The organism is Streptococcus parasanguinis (assembly GCF_032163505.1).
In the GTDB taxonomy this organism is placed as follows: Bacteria; Bacillota; Bacilli; order Lactobacillales; family Streptococcaceae; genus Streptococcus; species Streptococcus parasanguinis_V.
In genome coordinates this window covers 1,490,894-1,509,958 of sequence record NZ_CP134147.1, presented here as the reverse complement: position 1 = coordinate 1,509,958, position 19,065 = coordinate 1,490,894, and the positions used below count along the sequence as shown (strand labels likewise).

Annotated in this window: 20 protein-coding genes and 1 riboswitch; of the genes, 19 read left to right on the top strand and 1 reads right to left on the bottom strand. The window is 42.7% G+C overall.

Features of this window, described 5'->3' with window-relative positions; all coding sequences use genetic code 11:
- Nucleotides 1-163: 163 nt before the first annotated feature.
- From RIN70_RS07615 to RIN70_RS07560, 12 genes are all read left to right on the top strand, one after another.
- A complete protein-coding gene (locus RIN70_RS07615) occupies nucleotides 164-1,261 on the top strand; it encodes a cystathionine gamma-synthase (protein ID WP_195623484.1) in 1,098 nt (365 codons plus the stop codon).
- 1 nt (nucleotide 1,262) lies between these two features.
- Nucleotides 1,263-2,426, top strand: a complete 1,164-nt coding sequence (locus RIN70_RS07610) for a MalY/PatB family protein (protein WP_070588765.1) — start codon at nucleotides 1,263-1,265, stop codon at nucleotides 2,424-2,426.
- Nucleotides 2,427-2,461: 35 nt separating this feature from the next.
- A riboswitch (M-box (ykoK) riboswitch) is annotated at nucleotides 2,462-2,619 on the top strand.
- A gap of 207 nt (nucleotides 2,620-2,826) precedes the next feature.
- Nucleotides 2,827-5,487, top strand: coding sequence for a magnesium-translocating P-type ATPase (gene mgtA / locus RIN70_RS07605; protein WP_070588766.1), 2,661 nt, complete (start codon nucleotides 2,827-2,829; stop codon nucleotides 5,485-5,487).
- Between the two features lie 219 nt (nucleotides 5,488-5,706).
- Nucleotides 5,707-6,336 carry a uracil phosphoribosyltransferase gene (upp, locus tag RIN70_RS07600; RefSeq protein WP_195623483.1) on the top strand — a complete coding sequence of 210 codons (630 nt, stop codon included), beginning with the start codon at nucleotides 5,707-5,709 and terminating at the stop codon, nucleotides 6,334-6,336.
- Nucleotides 6,337-6,463: 127 nt separating this feature from the next.
- The gene (locus RIN70_RS07595) at nucleotides 6,464-7,054 is read left to right on the top strand and encodes an ATP-dependent Clp protease proteolytic subunit (RefSeq protein WP_195623482.1); all 591 of its coding nucleotides are present in this window, start codon (nucleotides 6,464-6,466) and stop codon (nucleotides 7,052-7,054) included.
- A gap of 277 nt (nucleotides 7,055-7,331) precedes the next feature.
- Nucleotides 7,332-7,610 (top strand): DUF2129 domain-containing protein, encoded by a 279-nt coding sequence (locus RIN70_RS07590; RefSeq protein WP_023918810.1) that lies wholly within the window; start codon nucleotides 7,332-7,334, stop codon nucleotides 7,608-7,610.
- A gap of 108 nt (nucleotides 7,611-7,718) precedes the next feature.
- Nucleotides 7,719-8,876 (top strand): ABC transporter substrate-binding protein, encoded by a 1,158-nt coding sequence (locus tag RIN70_RS07585; protein ID WP_023918808.1) that lies wholly within the window; start codon nucleotides 7,719-7,721, stop codon nucleotides 8,874-8,876.
- 81 nt (nucleotides 8,877-8,957) lie between these two features.
- A complete protein-coding gene (locus tag RIN70_RS07580; RefSeq protein WP_021153669.1) occupies nucleotides 8,958-9,827 on the top strand; it encodes a branched-chain amino acid ABC transporter permease in 870 nt (289 codons plus the stop codon).
- 3 nt (nucleotides 9,828-9,830) lie between these two features.
- Nucleotides 9,831-10,778: a branched-chain amino acid ABC transporter permease gene (locus RIN70_RS07575; RefSeq protein WP_003008278.1), complete on the top strand. Its 948-nt coding sequence runs from the start codon at nucleotides 9,831-9,833 to the stop codon at nucleotides 10,776-10,778.
- Nucleotides 10,778-11,542, top strand: coding sequence for an ABC transporter ATP-binding protein (locus tag RIN70_RS07570; RefSeq protein WP_049491216.1), 765 nt, complete (start codon nucleotides 10,778-10,780; stop codon nucleotides 11,540-11,542). Before RIN70_RS07575 ends, RIN70_RS07570 begins: the two co-directional genes overlap by 1 nt.
- Nucleotides 11,542-12,252 (top strand): ABC transporter ATP-binding protein, encoded by a 711-nt coding sequence (locus tag RIN70_RS07565; protein WP_003005434.1) that lies wholly within the window; start codon nucleotides 11,542-11,544, stop codon nucleotides 12,250-12,252. Before RIN70_RS07570 ends, RIN70_RS07565 begins: the two co-directional genes overlap by 1 nt.
- A 448-nt stretch (nucleotides 12,253-12,700) precedes the next feature.
- Complete coding sequence (locus RIN70_RS07560; RefSeq protein WP_003005183.1) at nucleotides 12,701-13,357, top strand: CBS domain-containing protein; 657 nt, start codon at nucleotides 12,701-12,703, stop codon at nucleotides 13,355-13,357.
- A 283-nt stretch (nucleotides 13,358-13,640) separates the two neighbouring features.
- On the opposite strand, the gene RIN70_RS07555 is transcribed toward RIN70_RS07560, so the two are convergent.
- Nucleotides 13,641-14,528: a YitT family protein gene (locus RIN70_RS07555; protein WP_070595295.1), complete on the bottom strand. Its 888-nt coding sequence runs from the start codon at nucleotides 14,526-14,528 to the stop codon at nucleotides 13,641-13,643.
- Nucleotides 14,529-14,677: 149 nt separating this feature from the next.
- Between RIN70_RS07555 and tmk the strand changes: the two genes are divergently transcribed.
- From tmk to RIN70_RS07520, 7 genes are read left to right on the top strand one after another with little or no spacing between them, the layout of a single operon-like run.
- The gene (tmk, locus tag RIN70_RS07550) at nucleotides 14,678-15,316 is read left to right on the top strand and encodes a dTMP kinase (RefSeq protein ID WP_003004942.1); all 639 of its coding nucleotides are present in this window, start codon (nucleotides 14,678-14,680) and stop codon (nucleotides 15,314-15,316) included.
- Nucleotides 15,313-16,206 carry a DNA polymerase III subunit delta' gene (locus RIN70_RS07545; RefSeq protein ID WP_195623481.1) on the top strand — a complete coding sequence of 298 codons (894 nt, stop codon included), beginning with the start codon at nucleotides 15,313-15,315 and terminating at the stop codon, nucleotides 16,204-16,206. The genes tmk and RIN70_RS07545 overlap by 4 nt, the downstream gene beginning before the upstream one ends.
- 9 nt (nucleotides 16,207-16,215) lie before the next feature.
- Nucleotides 16,216-16,536 carry a DNA replication initiation control protein YabA gene (gene yabA, locus RIN70_RS07540; protein WP_003005416.1) on the top strand — a complete coding sequence of 107 codons (321 nt, stop codon included), beginning with the start codon at nucleotides 16,216-16,218 and terminating at the stop codon, nucleotides 16,534-16,536.
- Between the two features lie 2 nt (nucleotides 16,537-16,538).
- Nucleotides 16,539-17,396 carry a 16S rRNA (cytidine(1402)-2'-O)-methyltransferase gene (gene rsmI, locus RIN70_RS07535; protein ID WP_024055249.1) on the top strand — a complete coding sequence of 286 codons (858 nt, stop codon included), beginning with the start codon at nucleotides 16,539-16,541 and terminating at the stop codon, nucleotides 17,394-17,396.
- A 17-nt stretch (nucleotides 17,397-17,413) separates the two neighbouring features.
- Entirely contained in the window at nucleotides 17,414-17,995 is a 582-nt protein-coding gene (locus tag RIN70_RS07530; RefSeq protein WP_031576369.1) for a GNAT family N-acetyltransferase, read from the top strand.
- Nucleotides 17,979-18,470: a methylated-DNA--[protein]-cysteine S-methyltransferase gene (locus tag RIN70_RS07525; RefSeq protein ID WP_070665454.1), complete on the top strand. Its 492-nt coding sequence runs from the start codon at nucleotides 17,979-17,981 to the stop codon at nucleotides 18,468-18,470. The genes RIN70_RS07530 and RIN70_RS07525 overlap by 17 nt, the downstream gene beginning before the upstream one ends.
- A 5-nt stretch (nucleotides 18,471-18,475) precedes the next feature.
- Nucleotides 18,476-18,829: an arsenate reductase family protein gene (locus RIN70_RS07520; RefSeq protein ID WP_195623486.1), complete on the top strand. Its 354-nt coding sequence runs from the start codon at nucleotides 18,476-18,478 to the stop codon at nucleotides 18,827-18,829.
- The last annotated feature ends 236 nt before the right edge of the window (nucleotides 18,830-19,065 follow it).

Below are 19,065 nucleotides of genomic sequence, written 5' to 3'. Positions count from 1 at the left end.
GGTGGGACGACGAAATCGAATTCTAACGAATTACCGATTTCTGTCCCACTCTCTTTTCTTATAGTTTGAAACTATAGCTAGGTCTTGAAAATGGGAAAACCGCTCTCCTCATAATAGTGATAAAATAGTAAGCAGTTAGATTGAATGTTTATCGGAGGGCAATATGAGTAAAAAACGCAATATCAATACGATCTTGGCACAGGCAGGAATCAAGTCGGATAAAGCAACGGGAGCTTTGACAACTCCTTTGCATTTCTCTACGACTTACCAACACCCAGAATTTGGTCAGTCTACAGGTTTTGACTATACCCGTACGAAAAATCCAACACGCGCAACAGCTGAGAAGACTTTGGCAGCTATCGAAAGTGCAGACTATGCTTTGGCGACAAGCTCTGGAATGTCAGCCATCGTGCTTGCTTTTAGCATTTTCCCAGTTGGTTCAAAAGTCTTAGCCGTTCGTGACCTTTATGGCGGTTCTTTCCGCTGGTTTAACCAACAAGAGCAAGAAGGCCGCTTCTCTTTCACCTATGCCAATACAGAAGAAGAACTGCTTCAACACCTAGAAAAGGATCAAGTAGATGTCCTCTATATTGAAACACCAACTAATCCATTGATGTTGGAATTTGATATTGCTCATTTAGCCAAATTGGCCCATGCAAAAGGTGCCAAAGTCGTGGTGGACAATACCTTCTATAGCCCGATCTATCAACGCCCGATTGAAGAGGGAGCGGATATTGTTCTTCATTCAGCAACCAAGTACCTGGCTGGTCACAACGATGTCTTGGCTGGTGTTGTCGTGACAAATGATGCAGACTTGTATGACAAACTCTTTTACAATTTGAACACGACAGGTGCTGTTCTTTCCCCATTTGACAGCTATCTGCTGATCCGTGGTCTCAAAACGCTCTCTATCCGGATGGAGCGCTCCACAGAGAATGCTCGCAAGGTGGTCGAGTTTTTGAAAACCTCCCCTCAGGTCAAAGAAGTCCTCTACACTGGAAAAGGTGGAATGGTCTCCTTTAAAATTCAAGATGAGAAAAAAATTCCTAACTTGTTGAATTCCCTTCAAGTCTTTACCTTTGCAGAAAGCCTTGGCGGAGTTGAAAGTTTGATCACTTATCCTACCACCCAAACTCACGCGGACATTCCTGCAGAAGTTCGTCATTCATACGGTTTGACAGATGATCTTCTTCGGTTGTCCATCGGAATCGAAGATGCGGATGATTTGATTGAAGATTTGAAACAAGCATTGGAGGCTTAAGATGACCAAATATGATTTCACGACTTTACCGAATCGCTTGACCCACCATACCTACAAATGGAAAGAAACAGAGACCGATCCAGAAATCATTCCAGCTTGGATCGCGGACATGGATTTTAATGTCATTCCAGAAGTACGAGAAGCTGTTATCGGCTATGCAGACCAAATGGTCTATGGCTACACCTATGCATCGGATAGCCTCTACCAGTCTATCCTTGATTGGGAAAAAGAAGAGCATGGCTATTCCTTTGACAAGGAAGCTGTCGTCTTTATCGAAGGCGTTGTTCCAGCTATTTCAACAGCTATTCAAGCCTTCACCAAGGAAGGGGATGCTGTCTTAATCAATACACCGGTCTATCCTCCATTTGCCCGAAGTGTCAAACTCAATCGTCGAAAATTGATCGAAAATTCATTAGTTGAAAAGGATGGTCTTTTCCAAATTGATTTTGATCAGCTGGAAAAAGATATTGTGGAGCAAGAGGTTAAACTCTATGTTTTGTGTAATCCGCACAATCCTGGAGGCCGTGTATGGGATTGTGAAGTCTTGGAAAAAATCGGCCACCTTTGTCAAAAACATGGTGTCCTTCTCGTTTCAGATGAGATCCACCAAGATTTGGCCTTGTTTGGCCACCGTCATACCAGTTTTAACACGGTTGATCCAAGCTTTAAAGATTTCAGTTTGATCTTAACTAGTGCTACCAAGACTTTCAATATTGCAGGAACAAAAAATTCCTATGTGGTCATTGAAAATCCAAAACTTCGTACAGCTTTTAAACAACGGCAATTGGCTAATAATCAACATGAAATCTCAGGCTTAGGGTATATTGCTACAGAAGCGGCTTATCGTCATGGCAAGCCTTGGTTGACAGAGCTCAAGCAAGTCTTTGAAAAACACATTGACTATGTCGTAGATGAATTGCATGAAAACACTAAAATCCGTGTCATGAAGCCCCAAGGAACCTATCTTCTTTGGTTGGACTTTTCAGCCTATCCTTATAGCGATGATGAGCTGCATGCTAAAATCCATGACCAAGCCAAATTGATTTTGAACCGTGGAACAGATTTTGGAAAAGAAGGAAACTTGCATGCCCGCCTCAATGTGGCAGCTCCCTTCACCCTCATTGAAGAAATTACCAAACGTTTGGTGGAAACTTTTCACAAATAAGTGTTGACTTTCTGTAAGTGAAGGAGTACAATAAACTCGAAATACGGTAGGTGAGGCTACCACAAGGATACGGATGACTACCGCAAAGCAGTGGAGACACTACTCGTTGGTCAACAGTCCTGATCGCAAAGGTCAAGACTAAGCTCATTTCATTGCCTTGTGGAGCTAAAGCTTGGACGGTCAGTTTTTTGAGAGTTTTGATTGAAAAATAAATGACGAGTTTCATGAGTCCTACCGATCGAGGGTAGGACTCTTTTTTATGCCTTACCAAGAAAAGAGAAAGGAGAGAGCTATGATACAAATCGACGATCATCCCGAACCGCACCGAACCAGCCAATCGCTGATTTGTGTCGTAGGGACTCCAAAAGTGATTGGCTCCTGATTGAAAAAGGAGATACCAATGCAAACAAATAAAGAAAGACTCATTGCTGCCCTTCAAGAACCACTTGAAAGCACCTTTGCCGACTACAAAACCAGTGCCCTTGGTTTAGTTGACGATCAAGTAGAAGAAAACCGCGATATTTATGGCGAAAATGTCATCACAAAAGGTCAAGAAGATTCCATGATCAAAAAGATCTATGAATCGATTATCAATCCTTTTACGGTGATTTTGTTGGTCATTGCGCTGGTTTCCTTCATCACTAATGTCTGGCTAGCAAAACCAGGTGAACAGGATCCAACGACCTCTATCATCATTGTGATCTTGGTCTTGATCTCAGGTGGGATCCGCTTCATTCAAGAATTGCGGAGTGATAAAGCTGCCAGCAACCTATCACGTATGATAGTCAATACAGCGACCGTTCTGCGTGATGGGTCGGAACAAGAAATTCCGATCAATGAAATCGTCGTAGGAGATGTGATCAAACTGAGTGCTGGCGACATGATCCCAGCAGATGTGGTCTTGATTGATTCCCGTGACTTCTTTGTCCAACAATCTGGTCTCACAGGGGAAAGTGATGCTGTTGAAAAGGTTTGTCTCAGAAAAGCCGACAGTCAGAATCTAGATAGTCTCTTGGAGAGTGAAAGCTTGGCCTTTATGGGAACCAATGTCATCTCCGGACGGGCGACAGCCTTGGTCTTGGTCGTGGGGGATGAAACCATGATGGGTGCTATTGAGCAAACCATCAACACCTATGACGAACCAACCTCATTTGAGAGAGAAATGAATACCATCTCTTGGCTCTTGATTCGGCTCATGTTAGTGATGGTGCCCGTTGTCTTTGTGATCAATGGTCTCACAGATGGTGACTGGTTAGAAGCGGGTGTCTTTGCCCTCAGCGTTGGGGTTGGTTTGACTCCGGAAATGCTGCCGATGATTATTACAGCGAGTCTTGCTAAAGGCTCCATCATCATGGCAAAAGAAAAAGTCGTTATCAAAAAACTCAATGCCATCCAAGACCTTGGGGCTATTGATATTTTGTGTACAGATAAGACAGGTACCTTGACTCAAGATGAAATCGTTTTGGAGTATCCGCTTGATATCCATGGCGAATTGGATCTATCAGTTCTTCGTCGGGCTTACTTGAATTCCTATTTCCAAACCGGGCTAAAAAATTTGATGGACCGAGCGATTATCAATCGGACCCAGAAAGAAGCCAAGAAACATGAAATCGTCCGCGATCTGGATCAAACCTTCCATAAGATTGATGAATTGCCCTTTGATTTTGAACGTCGTCGCATGAGTGTCATTGTCAAAGACGAAGACGGTGTGGTCAGCATGGTGACCAAGGGTGCCTTGGAAGAAATGCTTTCTGTATCGAATTATGTTGAGTACAAGGGGGAGATTAAACGCCTGACAGATGAAGTCCGTCAAGAGGTCCTCGCTGAAGTTGCTCAGTTAAATGAACAAGGTCTTCGTGTTTTGGGCGTCAGCTACAAAACCGACTTGGACGAAAATGACATCTTTAGTGTTGAAGATGAACGAGACATGATCCTAACCGGTTACCTTGCCTTTCTTGATCCACCAAAACCTTCTGCAGCTCCAGCAATCAAAGCTCTTGCAGAATATGGGGTAACCACCAAGATCTTAACTGGGGACAATGAAAAGGTCACCCAAGCTGTCTGTGAAAAAGTAGGACTAGATGTCGAGCGGATTCTTTTGGGAAGCGAAATCGATACGATGACTGACCAAGAGTTAGCACAAGTTGTGGAAACAACAACGGTCTTTGCCAAATTATCACCCGATCAAAAAGCGCGGATCATCCTCTGCCTCAAGAACAATGGCCACAAGGTGGGTTACATGGGAGATGGGATCAACGATGCTCCATCCATGAAGGTCTCAGACGTTGGGATCTCCGTGGATACCGCTGTGGATATCGCCAAGGAAACGGCAGATGTCATCCTTCTGGATAAGGACTTGATGGTCCTTGAAAAAGGTTTGGTTGAAGGTCGCAAGGTCTATGCCAATATGACCAAGTATATCAAGATGACGGTCTCTTCTAACTTCGGGAACATCTTTTCTCTGCTCTTTGCCAGTATCTTTTTGCCTTTTCTTCCAATGGCTCCCGTTCATTTGATTGTGCTCAATCTTATCTATGATCTTTCTTGTATCGCCCTTCCTTTTGACAATGTCGACAAGGAATTCCTCAAGAAACCTCGTATCTGGGAAGCAAACTCTATCATGCGCTTTATGGCCTGGATTGGTCCAATTTCATCAGTATTTGATATTATTACCTACATGCTTCTTTATTTCCTTGTTGTCCCAATGATTTTAGGTCATGGCTACAACCATGGAGCAGCAGATGCAGCAGCCTTTATCATGGTGTTCCAAACTGGATGGTTTATTGAATCTATGTGGTCTCAAACCATGGTTATTCATATGTTGCGTTCACCAAAACTTCCATTTATCCAAAGTCGTCCAGCCTTCTCAGTCGTGGTGACGACTCTAGCAGCAGCCTTCTTTGTAACCTCCCTTCCATATAGTCCTTTGGCTTCTATCTTGAAGTTGAGCCAACTAAATGGATTGTACTTTGTTCTATTGTTTGCTATTATCGTCCTCTATATGCTTAGTGTGACGGTTGTCAAACGTATCTATATTAAGAAGTACAAAGAATGGTTGTAATTGATTGATAGAAAGAGTGAGTCCGAACTCAAAAAATTAAGTGTAAGGGCTCTCTTTTTTTTGTAAAATTTGGTATAATAAGAAGAATGTAAAGTTGGAAATGAAGATTTCCATGTGCTGTGAGTATCAAAGAGGGACTGAAAGAAAGAGTAGAGTTTGACTCCACTTTTATCATAGCTCTTTTTTGAATAATAACAGCTTAGAAAGAAGGATCTCAAAATGGGAAAATTAGAAGTTATTACACATCCACTGATTCAACACAAATTATCTATTCTTCGTCGTACAGATACCTCTACGAAGGCCTTTCGTGAATTGGTAGATGAGATTGCTATGTTGATGGGTTACGAAGTCTTGCGCGAATTACCTCTTGAAGATGTAGAAATTGAAACACCGATTACCAAAACCGTTCAAAAACAAATTGCAGGGAAGAAATTGGCCATTGTTCCAATCCTTCGTGCAGGAATTGGGATGGTCGATGGGCTCTTGAGTTTGGTACCAGCTGCTAAGGTTGGCCATATCGGGATGTACCGTGATGAAGAAACCTTGAGACCAGTTGAATACTTGGTGAAATTGCCAGAAGATATTGATCAACGTCGTATCTTTGTAGTAGACCCGATGCTTGCTACGGGCGGATCCGCTATTCTAGCGATTGATTCCTTGAAAAAACGTGGCGCTAGCCATATCAAGTTTGTCTGCTTGGTGGCGGCACCAGAAGGGGTGAAAGCTCTTCAAGAAGCGCATCCAGATGTTGATATCTTTACAGCAGCTCTCGACGACCACTTGAATGATCATGGCTACATTGTTCCAGGTCTTGGAGATGCGGGTGACCGTTTGTTCGGTACTAAATAAAAAGCCCATTCATAGTAAGGGAAAGGTGCTAAAAAATTGACCTTTTTTGACCATTGGTTTATAATAGCAGATATACCTTGAACCTCACGAATTGTGAGAATGAATGGATACTAAAGGAGAAGAATAAATGATTCCAGTAGTTATTGAACAAACCAGCCGTGGAGAACGTTCTTACGATATTTATTCCCGTCTGTTGAAAGATCGGATTATCATGGTGACAGGTCCAGTTGAGGATCAAATGGCCAATTCGATTATTGCCCAATTGCTCTTCTTGGATGCTCAAGATAACACCAAAGATATCTATATGTATATCAATACCCCAGGAGGTTCTGTTTCAGCAGGTCTGGCTATCGTCGATACCATGAACTTTATCAAGTCAGATGTCCAAACCATTGTTATGGGGATGGCAGCTTCAATGGGGACTGTGATTGCGTCAAGTGGTGCGAAAGGCAAACGTTTCATGTTGCCAAATGCTGAGTACATGATCCACCAACCAATGGGGGGCACTGGTGGCGGTACCCAACAAACCGATATGGCGATCGCAGCAGAACATTTGCTCAAAACACGGAATAACTTGGAAAAAATCCTTGCGGAAAATTCAAGTCAACCGATCGAAAAAGTGCATGCAGATGCAGAACGTGATAATTGGATGAGTGCGCAAGAAACTCTTGAATATGGCTTTATTGATGAAATCATGGCCAATAATAAATTGGGTTAAACCATCCTGTGGGAAGGCTCGTCAAGAGGCTGGGACAAAAGTCCTAGCCTCTCAATTATTTTTGGATTGTCGAGCAAAACGCAGTGGTTGAGTGGGCTCTACTACGCTGATTTCATCAGCTTTTACAGCCCTACTCAACTGTGCGGAGGTGGGACGACGAAATCGAATTCTAAGGAATTACCGATTTCTGTCCCACTCTCTTTTTTGCTCTCATAAAAGAGTAGTTCTTTTTCTTGAAATTTGATATACTAGTAACAGAACGAGAAAGGGATTGACCATGTTTGAGAAACAAGAAAGAACAGGCTTGATTGTAAAATTGTATTACAATCGAGACGGGAAAAAATTACAATCTGTCGGAGATGTCTTGTACCATTCTAAGAAATGCCGTTATGTCCAATTGTATGTGGACAGCGACAAGGCCGATCAAGTCATGGAAGACTTAAAGAAAGAACGTTATGTCAAAAAGGTCTTGCCTTGCCATCTCAAAGATTTAGATACAGATTTTGTGGGGAGTTTGCAACGATTGGAGACCCCATCTGTGGTCACAGAAGTTTAGAAAACGCAATCATTTGATGGATTGTGCTTTTTTTATTGACAATTGTCAGATAATTCGGTATATTCTTAATGTATTTAATTTAAGATTCATTTAAGGAGATCATTACAAATGAAGAAAAAATTTGCTCTTTCATTTTTAACCATTGCAAGTGTCGCTCTTCTTGCTGCTTGTGGTGAAGTTTCTACTTCTGGTTCAAACACAACTGGTAACGAAATCGGCAAGGAACTAAAAGTCGGTTTTAACTTTGAAAAAACTGGTGAAGTAGCAGCCTACGGTAGCGCTGAACAAAAAGGTGCTCAATTGGCCGTTGATGAAATCAACGCTAAGGGTGGAGCTGATGGCAAAAAGATCGTTGTCACAGATAAAGATAACAAGTCTGAAACAGCTGAAGCAGCTACAGTCACTACAAACCTTGTCACTCAATCAAAAGTGAACGCTCTTGTTGGACCTGCAACTTCAGGTGCTACTGCAGCAGCCGTTGCCAATGCTGGTAAAGCAGGTGTGCCATTGGTTACACCATCTGCAACTCAAGATGATTTGACAAAAGGTCAAGATTACCTTTTCCGTGCAACCTTCATCGATAGCTTCCAAGGAAAAATCATTGCCAAATACACAACTGATAACTTGAAAGCGAAGAAAGTCGTTCTTTACTACGATAACTCATCTGACTATGCGAAAGGGATTGCTGAAGCCTTCAAGAAATCTTACAAAGGTGAAATCGTAGCAACTGAAACCTTCCAATCTAAGGATACAGACTTCCAAGCTGCCCTTACAAAAATCAAAGATAAAGACTTCGATGCGATTGTTCTTCCAGGTTACTACACAGAAACTGGTAAAATCGTAAACCAAGCGCGTGGTATGGGAATCAAACAACCAATCATTGGTGGTGATGGATTTAGCGATGCTAAGTTCGTTGAACAAGCAACACCTGCTGCAGCTACAGACATCTACTACGTAGCTGGATTCTCTACTGAAGGTGAAATGACTGATAAAGCCAAGAAATTCGTAGAAGCTTACAAAGCGAAATACAATGAAGAACCTTCAATGTTCGCAGCTTTGGCTTATGATTCAGTTTACATGGTTGCAGAAGCATCTAAAGGTGCTAAGAACTCTGTCGAATTGAAAGATAACCTTGCGAAGTTGAAAGACTTGGAAGGTGTGACTGGTACAATGTCAATTGACAAGAACCACAACCCGGTTAAATCAGCTCTTATGATTGGCTTGAAAGATGGTAAAGTCAAATCAGTTGAGTCTGTTAAACCATAATTATCATTTGTTGTTTGTACAAGAGGCTGGGAGAATGAAAATTCCTGGCCTCGCTCTTTATTGTTAGAAAGGATGGTTCAAATGCTCCAGCAATTAGTGAACGGTCTAATCTTGGGAAGTGTCTATGCACTCTTGGCCCTTGGTTATACCATGGTGTATGGAATTATCAAATTGATCAACTTTGCCCATGGAGATATCTACATGGTAGGTGCCTTTATGGGATATTTCTTATTGAACTCGTGGAAAGTGAACTTCTTTGTAGCCTTGCTCCTAGCCATGGTTGGGACGGCTATTTTAGGGGTTGTAATTGAATACCTGGCTTATCGTCCGCTTCGTCATTCGACTCGGATTGCAGCCTTGATCACAGCCATCGGGGTTTCTTTCTTGCTAGAATATGGGATGGTCTTCTTCGTAGGGGCCAATACCCGTTCCTTCCCGCAAGTGATTAAAACGGTTCGTTACAACTTCGGTCCTATTTCAATCTCCAATATTCAGTTGATGATCTTGGGAGTGTCTGTTTTCTTGATGGTCGCTCTTCAATTTATTATTCAAAAGACAAAGATGGGGAAAGCCATGCGGGCTGTATCTGTCGATAGTGATGCTGCTCAATTGATGGGGATTAACGTAAACCGTACGATCAGTTTTACCTTTGCTTTGGGATCTGCCTTGGCAGGTGCTGGTGGTGTCTTGATTGGTTTGTATTACAACTCGATCGAGCCTCTGATGGGGATGACACCAGGGATCAAAGCATTTGTCGCAGCCGTTCTTGGAGGAATCGGAATCATTCCAGGTGCTGCCCTAGGTGGATTTGTTATCGGTTTGTTGGAAACCTTCGCTACAGCGATCGGTCTTTCAGACTTCCGTGATGCCATTGTGTATGCCATCTTGATTGTGATCTTGCTCATCCGTCCAGCAGGTATCCTCGGTAAAAATGTGAAAGAGAAGGTGTAAGCCATGAAACAAAATTTAAAAGTGAATTTAGTCTGGCTTGGTCTTTTGGTCGCAGGTTTTGCCTTGATCCAAGTCTTGGTTGCAGCGGGTGTGCTCAACCTCTTCTATATCCAAATTTTAGAACAAATTGGAATTAATATTATCCTTGCAGTTGGCTTGAACCTCATTGTTGGTTTCTCAGGTCAATTCTCACTCGGCCATGCCGGATTTATGGCGATTGGTGCTTACTCTGCAGCCATTCTTGGTTCCAAATCACCAACCTATGGGGCTTTCTTTGGCGCGATGGTTTTAGGTGCTTTGATTGCTGGTGTCGTTGCCTTGATCGTTGGGGTTCCAACCCTTCGTTTGAAAGGGGACTATCTCGCGATTGCGACACTTGGGGTTTCTGAAATCATCCGGATCTTGATCGTTAATGGTGGTACTCTAACAAATGGTGCTGCTGGGATCCTTGGTTTGCCAGCCTTTACAACTTGGCAATTGGTTTACCTCTTTGTTGTCATTACAACGATCTTTACGATTAACTTCTTACGCAGTCCAATTGGACGCTCTACCCTTTCTGTTCGTGAAGATGAAATCGCGGCAGAATCTGTTGGGATCAATACGACCAAGGTCAAAGTCATCGCCTTTGTATTTGGTGCGATCACAGCGGCGATTGCTGGATCTCTCCAAGCCGGCTTTATCGGCTCTGTTGTCCCTAAAGATTACTCTTTCACCAATACTATTAATGTCTTGATCATTGTCGTATTTGGTGGTTTGGGATCCATGTCAGGAACAGTTGTGGCAGCCATCGTCTTGGGTATCTTGAACATGGTGCTTCAAGACTTCTCAAGTGTACGTATGATCATTTACTCATTGGCTTTGATTCTCGTGATGATCTTCCGTCCAGGTGGTCTTCTTGGAACATGGGAATTCAGCTTGAAAAAACTACTCTCAAAAAAGGAGGCTAACTAATGGCACTTCTTGAAGTAAAAAACTTAACAAAAAACTTTGGTGGTTTGACAGCCGTTGGGGATGTGACCATGGAACTCAATGAAGGAGAATTGGTTGGTTTGATCGGCCCCAACGGTGCCGGTAAAACAACCCTCTTCAACCTCCTAACAGGGGTATATGAACCAAGTGAAGGGACCATTACCTTAGATGGTCAGCTCCTAAATGGTAAAGCACCTTATAAAATCGCTGCAGGTGGTCTGGGACGTACTTTCCAAAATATTCGTCTCTTTAAAGATTTGAGCGTGTTGGACAATGTTTTGATTGCCTTTGCCAATCACCACAAACCACATGTCTTTGCGAGTCTTTTCCGCTTGCCAAGCTATTACAAGAATGAAGAAGCTTTGAAAGCGAAAGCTCTTGAATTGTTAGCCATTTTTGGTTTGGAAAAAGAAGCAGATACCTTGGCCAAAAACTTAGCTTACGGACAACAACGTCACTTGGAGATCGTTCGTGCCCTTGCTACAGAGCCAAAAATCCTCTTCTTGGATGAACCTGCTGCAGGGATGAACCCTCAAGAAACAGCAGAATTGACCCAATTGATCCGTCGCATTCAAAAAGAATTCAATATTACGATTATGCTGATCGAGCACGATATGAGTTTGGTCATGGAAGTAACGGAACGGATCTATGTATTGGAATATGGTCGCTTGATTGCTCATGGAACGCCAGATGAAATCAAGAACAACAAACGCGTAATCGAAGCCTATCTAGGAGGTGAAGCCTAATGTCTATGTTAAAAGTTGAAAATCTTTCTGTACACTATGGCATGATCCAGGCTGTCCGTGATGTCAGTTTCGAGGTAAATGAAGGGGAAGTTGTTTCTCTTATCGGTGCTAACGGTGCTGGGAAAACATCTATTCTTCGTACCATTTCAGGTTTGGTGCGTCCAAGTGCTGGGAAAATCGAGTTTTTGGGTCAGGAGATTCAAAAGGTTCCTGCTCAAAAGATTGTAGCAGCAGGACTCTCTCAAGTTCCAGAAGGCCGCCACGTCTTTCCAGGCTTAACTGTTATGGAAAACTTGGAGATGGGAGCTTTCTTGAAGAAAGATCGAGAAGAAAACCAAGCTAACTTGAAGAAAGTCTTCTCCCGTTTCCCACGTTTGGAAGAACGGAAGAACCAAGATGCAGCAACCCTATCTGGTGGGGAACAACAAATGCTTGCAATGGGTCGTGCACTTATGTCGACGCCAAAACTCTTGCTTCTGGATGAACCTTCAATGGGATTGGCCCCAATCTTTATCCAAGAAATCTTTGATATCATCCAAGATATCCAAAAACAAGGGACAACTGTTCTCTTGATCGAGCAAAATGCCAACAAGGCTCTTGCCATCGCAGACCGCGGTTATGTTTTGGAAACAGGGAAAGTCGTTCTTACTGGAACAGGAAAAGAACTCTTAGCCTCAGAAGAAGTCCGCAAGGCTTACCTTGGTGGATAAGTTTTCTAAAGTTTGTTTGAAAGGAAAAGTTAGCTAAACCTTTCTTCGGATTGCTGACAAAGATAATTTAGAAACTTTCCTTAGGTGAGTATGGACGTCAGCGAACTTCGAAGAAGTTCCATGACTTAGTTTTGAGCCTAAGGTCTCAAAACTCCCGAGTACTAGAAACATTAATGTTTCTAGCACTTTTCTCACGGCGGAAAGTTTCAATATACTCCCAAATGATTCAAAAAATAGCATAATTTCTATTATGAAGAATTATTAATCTTATATTATAGGAAAGATAGTTTGAACATGTTCGAAAGAAAGGTCCTGAAGACCTTTCTTTTTTCATCTTTCTTGTTTGATTTTTCTAAATTTTGAAAACAAGAGAAAACTGCTGAAAGCGTTTGAAATCATTCTTAAAATCAAGTATAATAAAACTAATAAAAGCATAGGAGAACTTGTTATGGCTGTTAAAGATTTTATGACACGTAAAGTGGTTTACATTAGTCCAGATACGACAATTGCCCACGCGGCAGATTTGATGCGCGAACAAGGTTTGCACCGTTTGCCAGTCATTGAAAACGATAAATTGGTTGGGTTGGTGACAGAAGGTACGATTGCAGAAGCAAGTCCATCTAAAGCAACAAGCTTGTCTATTTTCGAGATGAACTATCTGTTGAACAAGACTAAGGTTAAAGATGTCATGCTTCGCGATGTCATTACCGTCTCTAAATTTGCGAGCTTAGAAGATGCGACCTACCTCATGTATAAGAACAAGGTGGGAATTCTTCCAGTCGTGGACAATGACCAAGTATCCGGTGTCATCACAGACCGTGATATTTTCCGTGCTTTCCTTGAAGTATCCGGTTATGGAGAAGAAGGAGTTCGTGTTCGCTTTGTGACAGAAGATAAGGTTGGCGTTCTAGAACAAATCATTCACTTGATTGTAGAAGAAGGGTATAACATCGCAAATACAGTCAATATCCCAACAAAAGACGATCGTGTGGTTATCGAAGTCCAAATTGATGGGGTGACAGATCTAGAAGGAATCCGTAGTAAATTTGAAGCCAACGGTTTGAAAGTCGATGAAATCACTCGAACAACCGCAAAAGCTATTTAATAAAAAAATCAGGCTGGATGACAATGTAGCCTGATTTTTGTATAAGGTAACCTAATAAATTCTATAAAAATAATTATGATTTTATTAATCATGACGTGTATTCTAAGATTTTCCGCCGTGAGAAAAGAGCATGAAACATACTTGTTTCATGCTCTCGGAATTTTTGAGACATTAGGCTCAAAAATTAGTCATGGAACTTTGTGAAAGTTCGCTGACGTCCGTACTCACCTAAGGAAAATCGTAAATAGAAAAAAAGCTAGATGAAAATCTAGCCTTATTTCTATTAACGATTAATGGGTTGTTTTTCTTTATCTAAAGTAAAGCCTTCGCCGAGAATTTCATGGGCTTCAGAAATGGTGATAAAGGCGAATGGATCAATCTGATTAATGATGTCTTTCATTTGTTTCATCTCATTCCGTGAAACGACACAGTAGACGATATCCAGGTCCTTACGGCTGTAATAGCCCATCCCGCGGATAAAGGTAATCCCGCGACCCAGATCGTCAGAAACCTTTTTGGCAATTTCTTCTGGTTTGGATGTAACGATAAGGAAGCCTTTTCCAGCAAAACCACCTTCTCCAATCAAGTCGATCACAAGGGTGTCAATCAGGATAAAGAAGAGGGTATACATAGCGGTACGGACATCTTGGAAGACAATGACCACAGTTGTCAGAACAATGGCATCTACAATCAACATGAGCTTTCCCATACTGAGGGAAGTGTATTTGTTAAAGATGCGAGCGAGGATATCGGTTCCTCCAGTGGTTCCTCCAGCATTGAAGATGATCCCTAGCCCCAAACCAAGCACAACCCCTGAGGCGATACAGGCAAGCAGAATATCTCCTTTAAAGGCTGTAAAGATAAAGTGATGGTAGTGGTGGCTGAGAGGCATAGCTTCAAAAATTGCCATCCATGCCGAAACCGAGAAAGTCCCAAGTAAGCTCAGATAAAGAGATTTCTTGCCCAGCAGTTTCCAAGCCAGAACGAAAAGAGGGATATTGATCAGCAAGTTCATCAGGGATACGGGGACTTTTAAGAGGTAATAGGTGATCAAGGTAATCCCTGTCGCTCCTCCTTCATAGAAGTGAAAGGGAATGACCAAAAAATAGATCCCAAATGAAAAAATGCCGGCCCCCAAGATGATAGCCAGAATATCTTTAAATTTAAACATGATAGGTTGTCTCCTAAAACTTTATAAGAACATTGTAACAAAAAAGTGAAAAAATGAAAATGACTTTGAAAAATTTTCTCTCCTAAAATACAAGATTTTTACCCTTATTTTTGGTAAAATAAAAAGAAGAAAACTAGAAAGAGGATACTATGGTAAACGGTACATTAATTTCATTTGAAGGTCCAGAAGGAGCGGGGAAATCATCGGTCCTAGAAGCCGTTTTGCCTCTACTTGAAGAAAAAGGAATTCCTTTTATTACAACCCGTGAACCAGGCGGTGTAGACATTGCAGAAAAGATCCGCCAAGTCATTTTAGATCCAGACCATACTAGTATGGATGCCAAGACCGAGTTGTTGCTCTATATTGCTAGTCGCCGGCAGCATTTGGTAGAACGCGTCTTGCCAGCCCTTGCAGCTGGGAAGGTTGTCTTGATGGACCGCTTTATTGATAGCTCGGTCGCTTATCAAGGGTATGGTCGCGGTCTGAGTGTGGAAGATATCGAGTGGCTCAATCAATTCGCGACAGATGGTCTTAAACCAGATCTCACCCTTTACTTTGATCTGGATGTCGAAGAAGGGCTCGCTCGAATTGCGAAAAACCAAGAGCGGGAAGTCAATCGTTTGGATTTGGAAGGATTGGAGCTTCACCAAAAAGTCAGACAAGGTTATTTGGCCTTGTATGAAAAGGAACCAGAGCGCATTGTGAAAATCGATGCCAGTCAATCCTTTGAAGCAGTTTTTGCGGATGTCTTGGCTGTTTTAGAAAATCGCTTGGGGATATTGAAATGAAGCTAGAAGAGATCCAACAGCTTCAGCCAGAATTGGTGGAGCGTTTCACCCAGATCTTAGAACACAAACAGCTCAGTCATGCTTATCTCTTTACAGGCTCTTTTGCCAGTTTTGAGATGGCCCTCTTGCTAGCTCAAAGTCAATTTTGCGAAGATTTGCAGGGAGTCTGGCCTTGTGGCAAATGCCGTTCCTGCCGCTTGATTTCAGAAGAAGAATTCTCAGACGTAAAGATCGTGCGTCCAGTCAACCAGATCATTAAGACTGACCGTATTCGCTCGCTCGTTCAAGACTTTTCTCAATCAGGATTTGAAGGCAGTCGGCAGGTCTTTATCGTCCAAGATGCGGATAAGATGCATACCAATGCGGCCAACTCTCTCTTAAAAGTCATGGAAGAGCCCCAGAGTGAGATCTATCTTTTCTTGTTGACATCCGATGAAAACTTGATCTTACCGACCATCAAGAGTCGGGCCCAGCAGGTCCATTTTCCTAAAAAGCAAGCCTACCTAACCGAACTGCTAGAAAAAGAAGGCTTGATCAAATCACAGGCAAATTTAGTAGCTCGTTTTAGTTTTAGTCTTGAAGAGGCAGAGCAGCAAAAAAAGAATGCTACGTTTTTTGAACTAGCAAAAGTTTGTGATCAGTTTATCGAACGTTGTCAATCCAATTTGAATCGCGCCTATTTGGAAGTGACCCGCTTAGTGAGTCTAGCAGATGATAAGGAAAAACAAAGCCAGGCCTTTCGTTTGATGGAGTTGGCTTTAGAAGAGCAGTTGCGTTTGAGTAGATCCCAGCAGTTGCTTGAGAAATTGAGTCTTGCTCGCAGGATGTGGAAGGCCAATGTTTCTTTTCAAAATGCTCTAGAATATATGGTTTTGAGCTTAGAAAGTTAAGGAGTCAGAATGAATAAAAAAGAATTATTTGATGCTTTAGACGGCTTTTCTCAGAATTTGTTGGTCACCTTGGCTGAAGTAGAAGCCATCAAGAAAAATTTGAAACAAGTCATCGAAGAAAATACAGCTCTTCGCTTAGAAAATGATAAATTGAGAGAGCGTTTGGGGGAAGTTGAGAAGACTTCATCCGCAAAGTCACAACACCATGGTCGTGAAAATTTGCAACGTATTTACAATGACGGTTTTCATATCTGCACTTATTCCTACGGTCAACGCCGTGAGAACGATGAAGAGTGTATGTTTTGTGACGAGTTGTTATTTAGGGAGTAAGCATGCAGATCCAACGAAGTTTTAAAGGAGAAAAGAAAACTGGGGTGCTTTACCTGGTCCCAACACCGATCGGTAACCGGGAGGATATGAGTTACCGCATGGTCCAGACCTTAAAGGATGTGGACTTGATCGCAGCTGAGGATACTAGAAATACAGGCCTCTTGCTCAAGCATTTTGAGATTACCACTCCCCAGACTAGCTTTCATGAGCACAATGTCATGGAAAAAATTCCAGATCTGATCGCCTATTTAGAATCCGGAAAGGATGTGGCGCAAGTCTCAGATGCAGGACTTCCTAGTATCTCTGACCCCGGTCATGATTTGGTCAAGGCAGCGATTGAACGAGAGATTCCTGTCGTAGCTGTTCCTGGTCCTAGTGCGGGTATAACGGGTTTGATTGCCAGTGGCCTAGCCCCTCAACCTCATATTTTTTATGGATTTCTGCCTCGCAAAGAGGGGCAACAGAAAGCCTTTTTCCAAGAAAAAGTGGCTTATCCGGAGACACAGATCTTTTATGAGTCGCCCCATCGGGTGAAGGCAACCTTAGAGAATATGTTGGCTGTCTATGGGGATCGTCCTGTCGTCCTGGTTCGTGAATTGACCAAGATCTACGAGGAATATACTCGCGGCAGTATTTCTGAGTTAGTCGCATTTCTTGAAGAAAATCCTCTCAAAGGGGAGTGCCTCTTGATCGTCGAAGGAGCCAATGAAGAAGAACTAGACCTAGAAGAGGTCGACTTGATCCAAGAGATCGACACCTTGGTCCAAGAGGGGATGAAGAAGAATCAAGCAATTAAACAGGTCGCCAAACAATACGGCCTGCAAAAGAGTGAGCTCTATGCTCGTTACCATCAAGACTAGGAAAGGTTGGAAGCAGGATGGAAATTAGAATGGCTTATCCCAACGAGATTAAGCGAATTATGGAAATCATCCAAGATGCCAAGGAAAGCCTGGCTCAAAGACAGGTCGACCAGTGGCAGGATGGCTATCCAGATGAAGAGATCATTTTTGAAGATATTCTAGAAAGTCGTGGCTATGTGGCCGTTGAAGATCAGGAAGTTGTCGCCTATGCGGCCGTCCACAAGGGAAATGAAGCGGCCTATAATGAGATTTATGATGGCAAGTGGGAGCATGACAATTATATGTATGTCACTTTTCACCGTGTCGCTGTAGCCAAAGAAGCTGCTGGGAAAGGGGTGGCTCAGACCTTCCTTCAAGGTTTAATCGAAGGAGAAAAAGGACCGGATTTCCGTTGCGATACGCACCCGGATAATCTGGTCATGCAACATTTGCTTGAAAAATTGGGTTACCATTATTGTGGAAAGGTCCCTATTGATGGCGTCCGCCTGGCTTATCAAAAGATCAAGCGAAAAGCAGAAACTAGTCTATTCCAAGTGGTCTCAGAAGAGGACCGCTGGGACCAAAGAGCAGAAGCAGCCTACAATGACTCTCTATCTTAAACAATTTTATGAAAGCCCTATGGGGCTTCTTTCGATCATTGTCAGTGAAGAAGGCCTTGTAGAGCTTGATTTTTATGATCCGAAAGAGGATGCTCCTGATCCCTATGGGGCGCTGGAACAGATCCATCCCTACCATGATAAGGTAAAGGAGTGGTTGGATCACTATTTTGCTGGGGAGCCAATCGCTATCAGCTTTCCACTAGCACCGCAAGGGACAGCCTTTCAAGAGCGGGTGTGGCAGTTATTGCGAGAGATCCCATATGGTGAGACCAAGACCTATGGCCAACTTGCCCAGGATCTTTCTTGTGGTTCAGCCCAGGCCGTGGGACAGGCTGTCGGACGCAATCCCTTGACGATCTTAGTCCCTTGTCACCGTGTGATGGGAAAAGATGGACAACTGACGGGCTACGCGTCTGGACTCGATCGCAAACGCTGGCTCTTACAACACGAAGGAATTACCTGGAAGGAGAAGTGAAATCGATGTATACCTTTATTGAATATCCAAAATGTTCGACTTGTCGAAAGGCTAAATCAGAATTGGACGGTCTCCAATGTGAGTTCCAAAGCCAAAACATTGTCACAGAAACACCGACTAGCCAAGAATTGCAAGACTGGATGGCAGCATCTGGCCTACCGATCAAGTCTTTCTTCAATACTAGCGGAATGAAATACCGTGAACTCGGTTTGAAAGATAAGGTGGATCAACTGACAGTGAAAGAAGCGGCGGATCTCCTTGCTTCAGACGGTATGCTGATCAAGCGGCCTTTGCTTGTCAAAGACGGAAAAGTTGTTCAAGTGGGCTACCGAAAACCATACGCAGAATTAGGTTTGTAAAAGAAAAGGGAGTTGGGTTTTCTTCAGATATATAATAAAAGTATGCCAGAAGCTTTCCTTAGGTGAGTACGGACGTCAGCGAACTTCAAAGAAGTTCCATGACTTAGTTTTGAGCCTAAGGTCTCAAAACTCCCGAGTGCTAGAAACAATAATGTTTCTAGCACTTTTCTCACGGCGGAAAGTTTCGGTATATTCTTTATGAGATTCATAAGTTAGAACTTATTTTGATTTCTTGA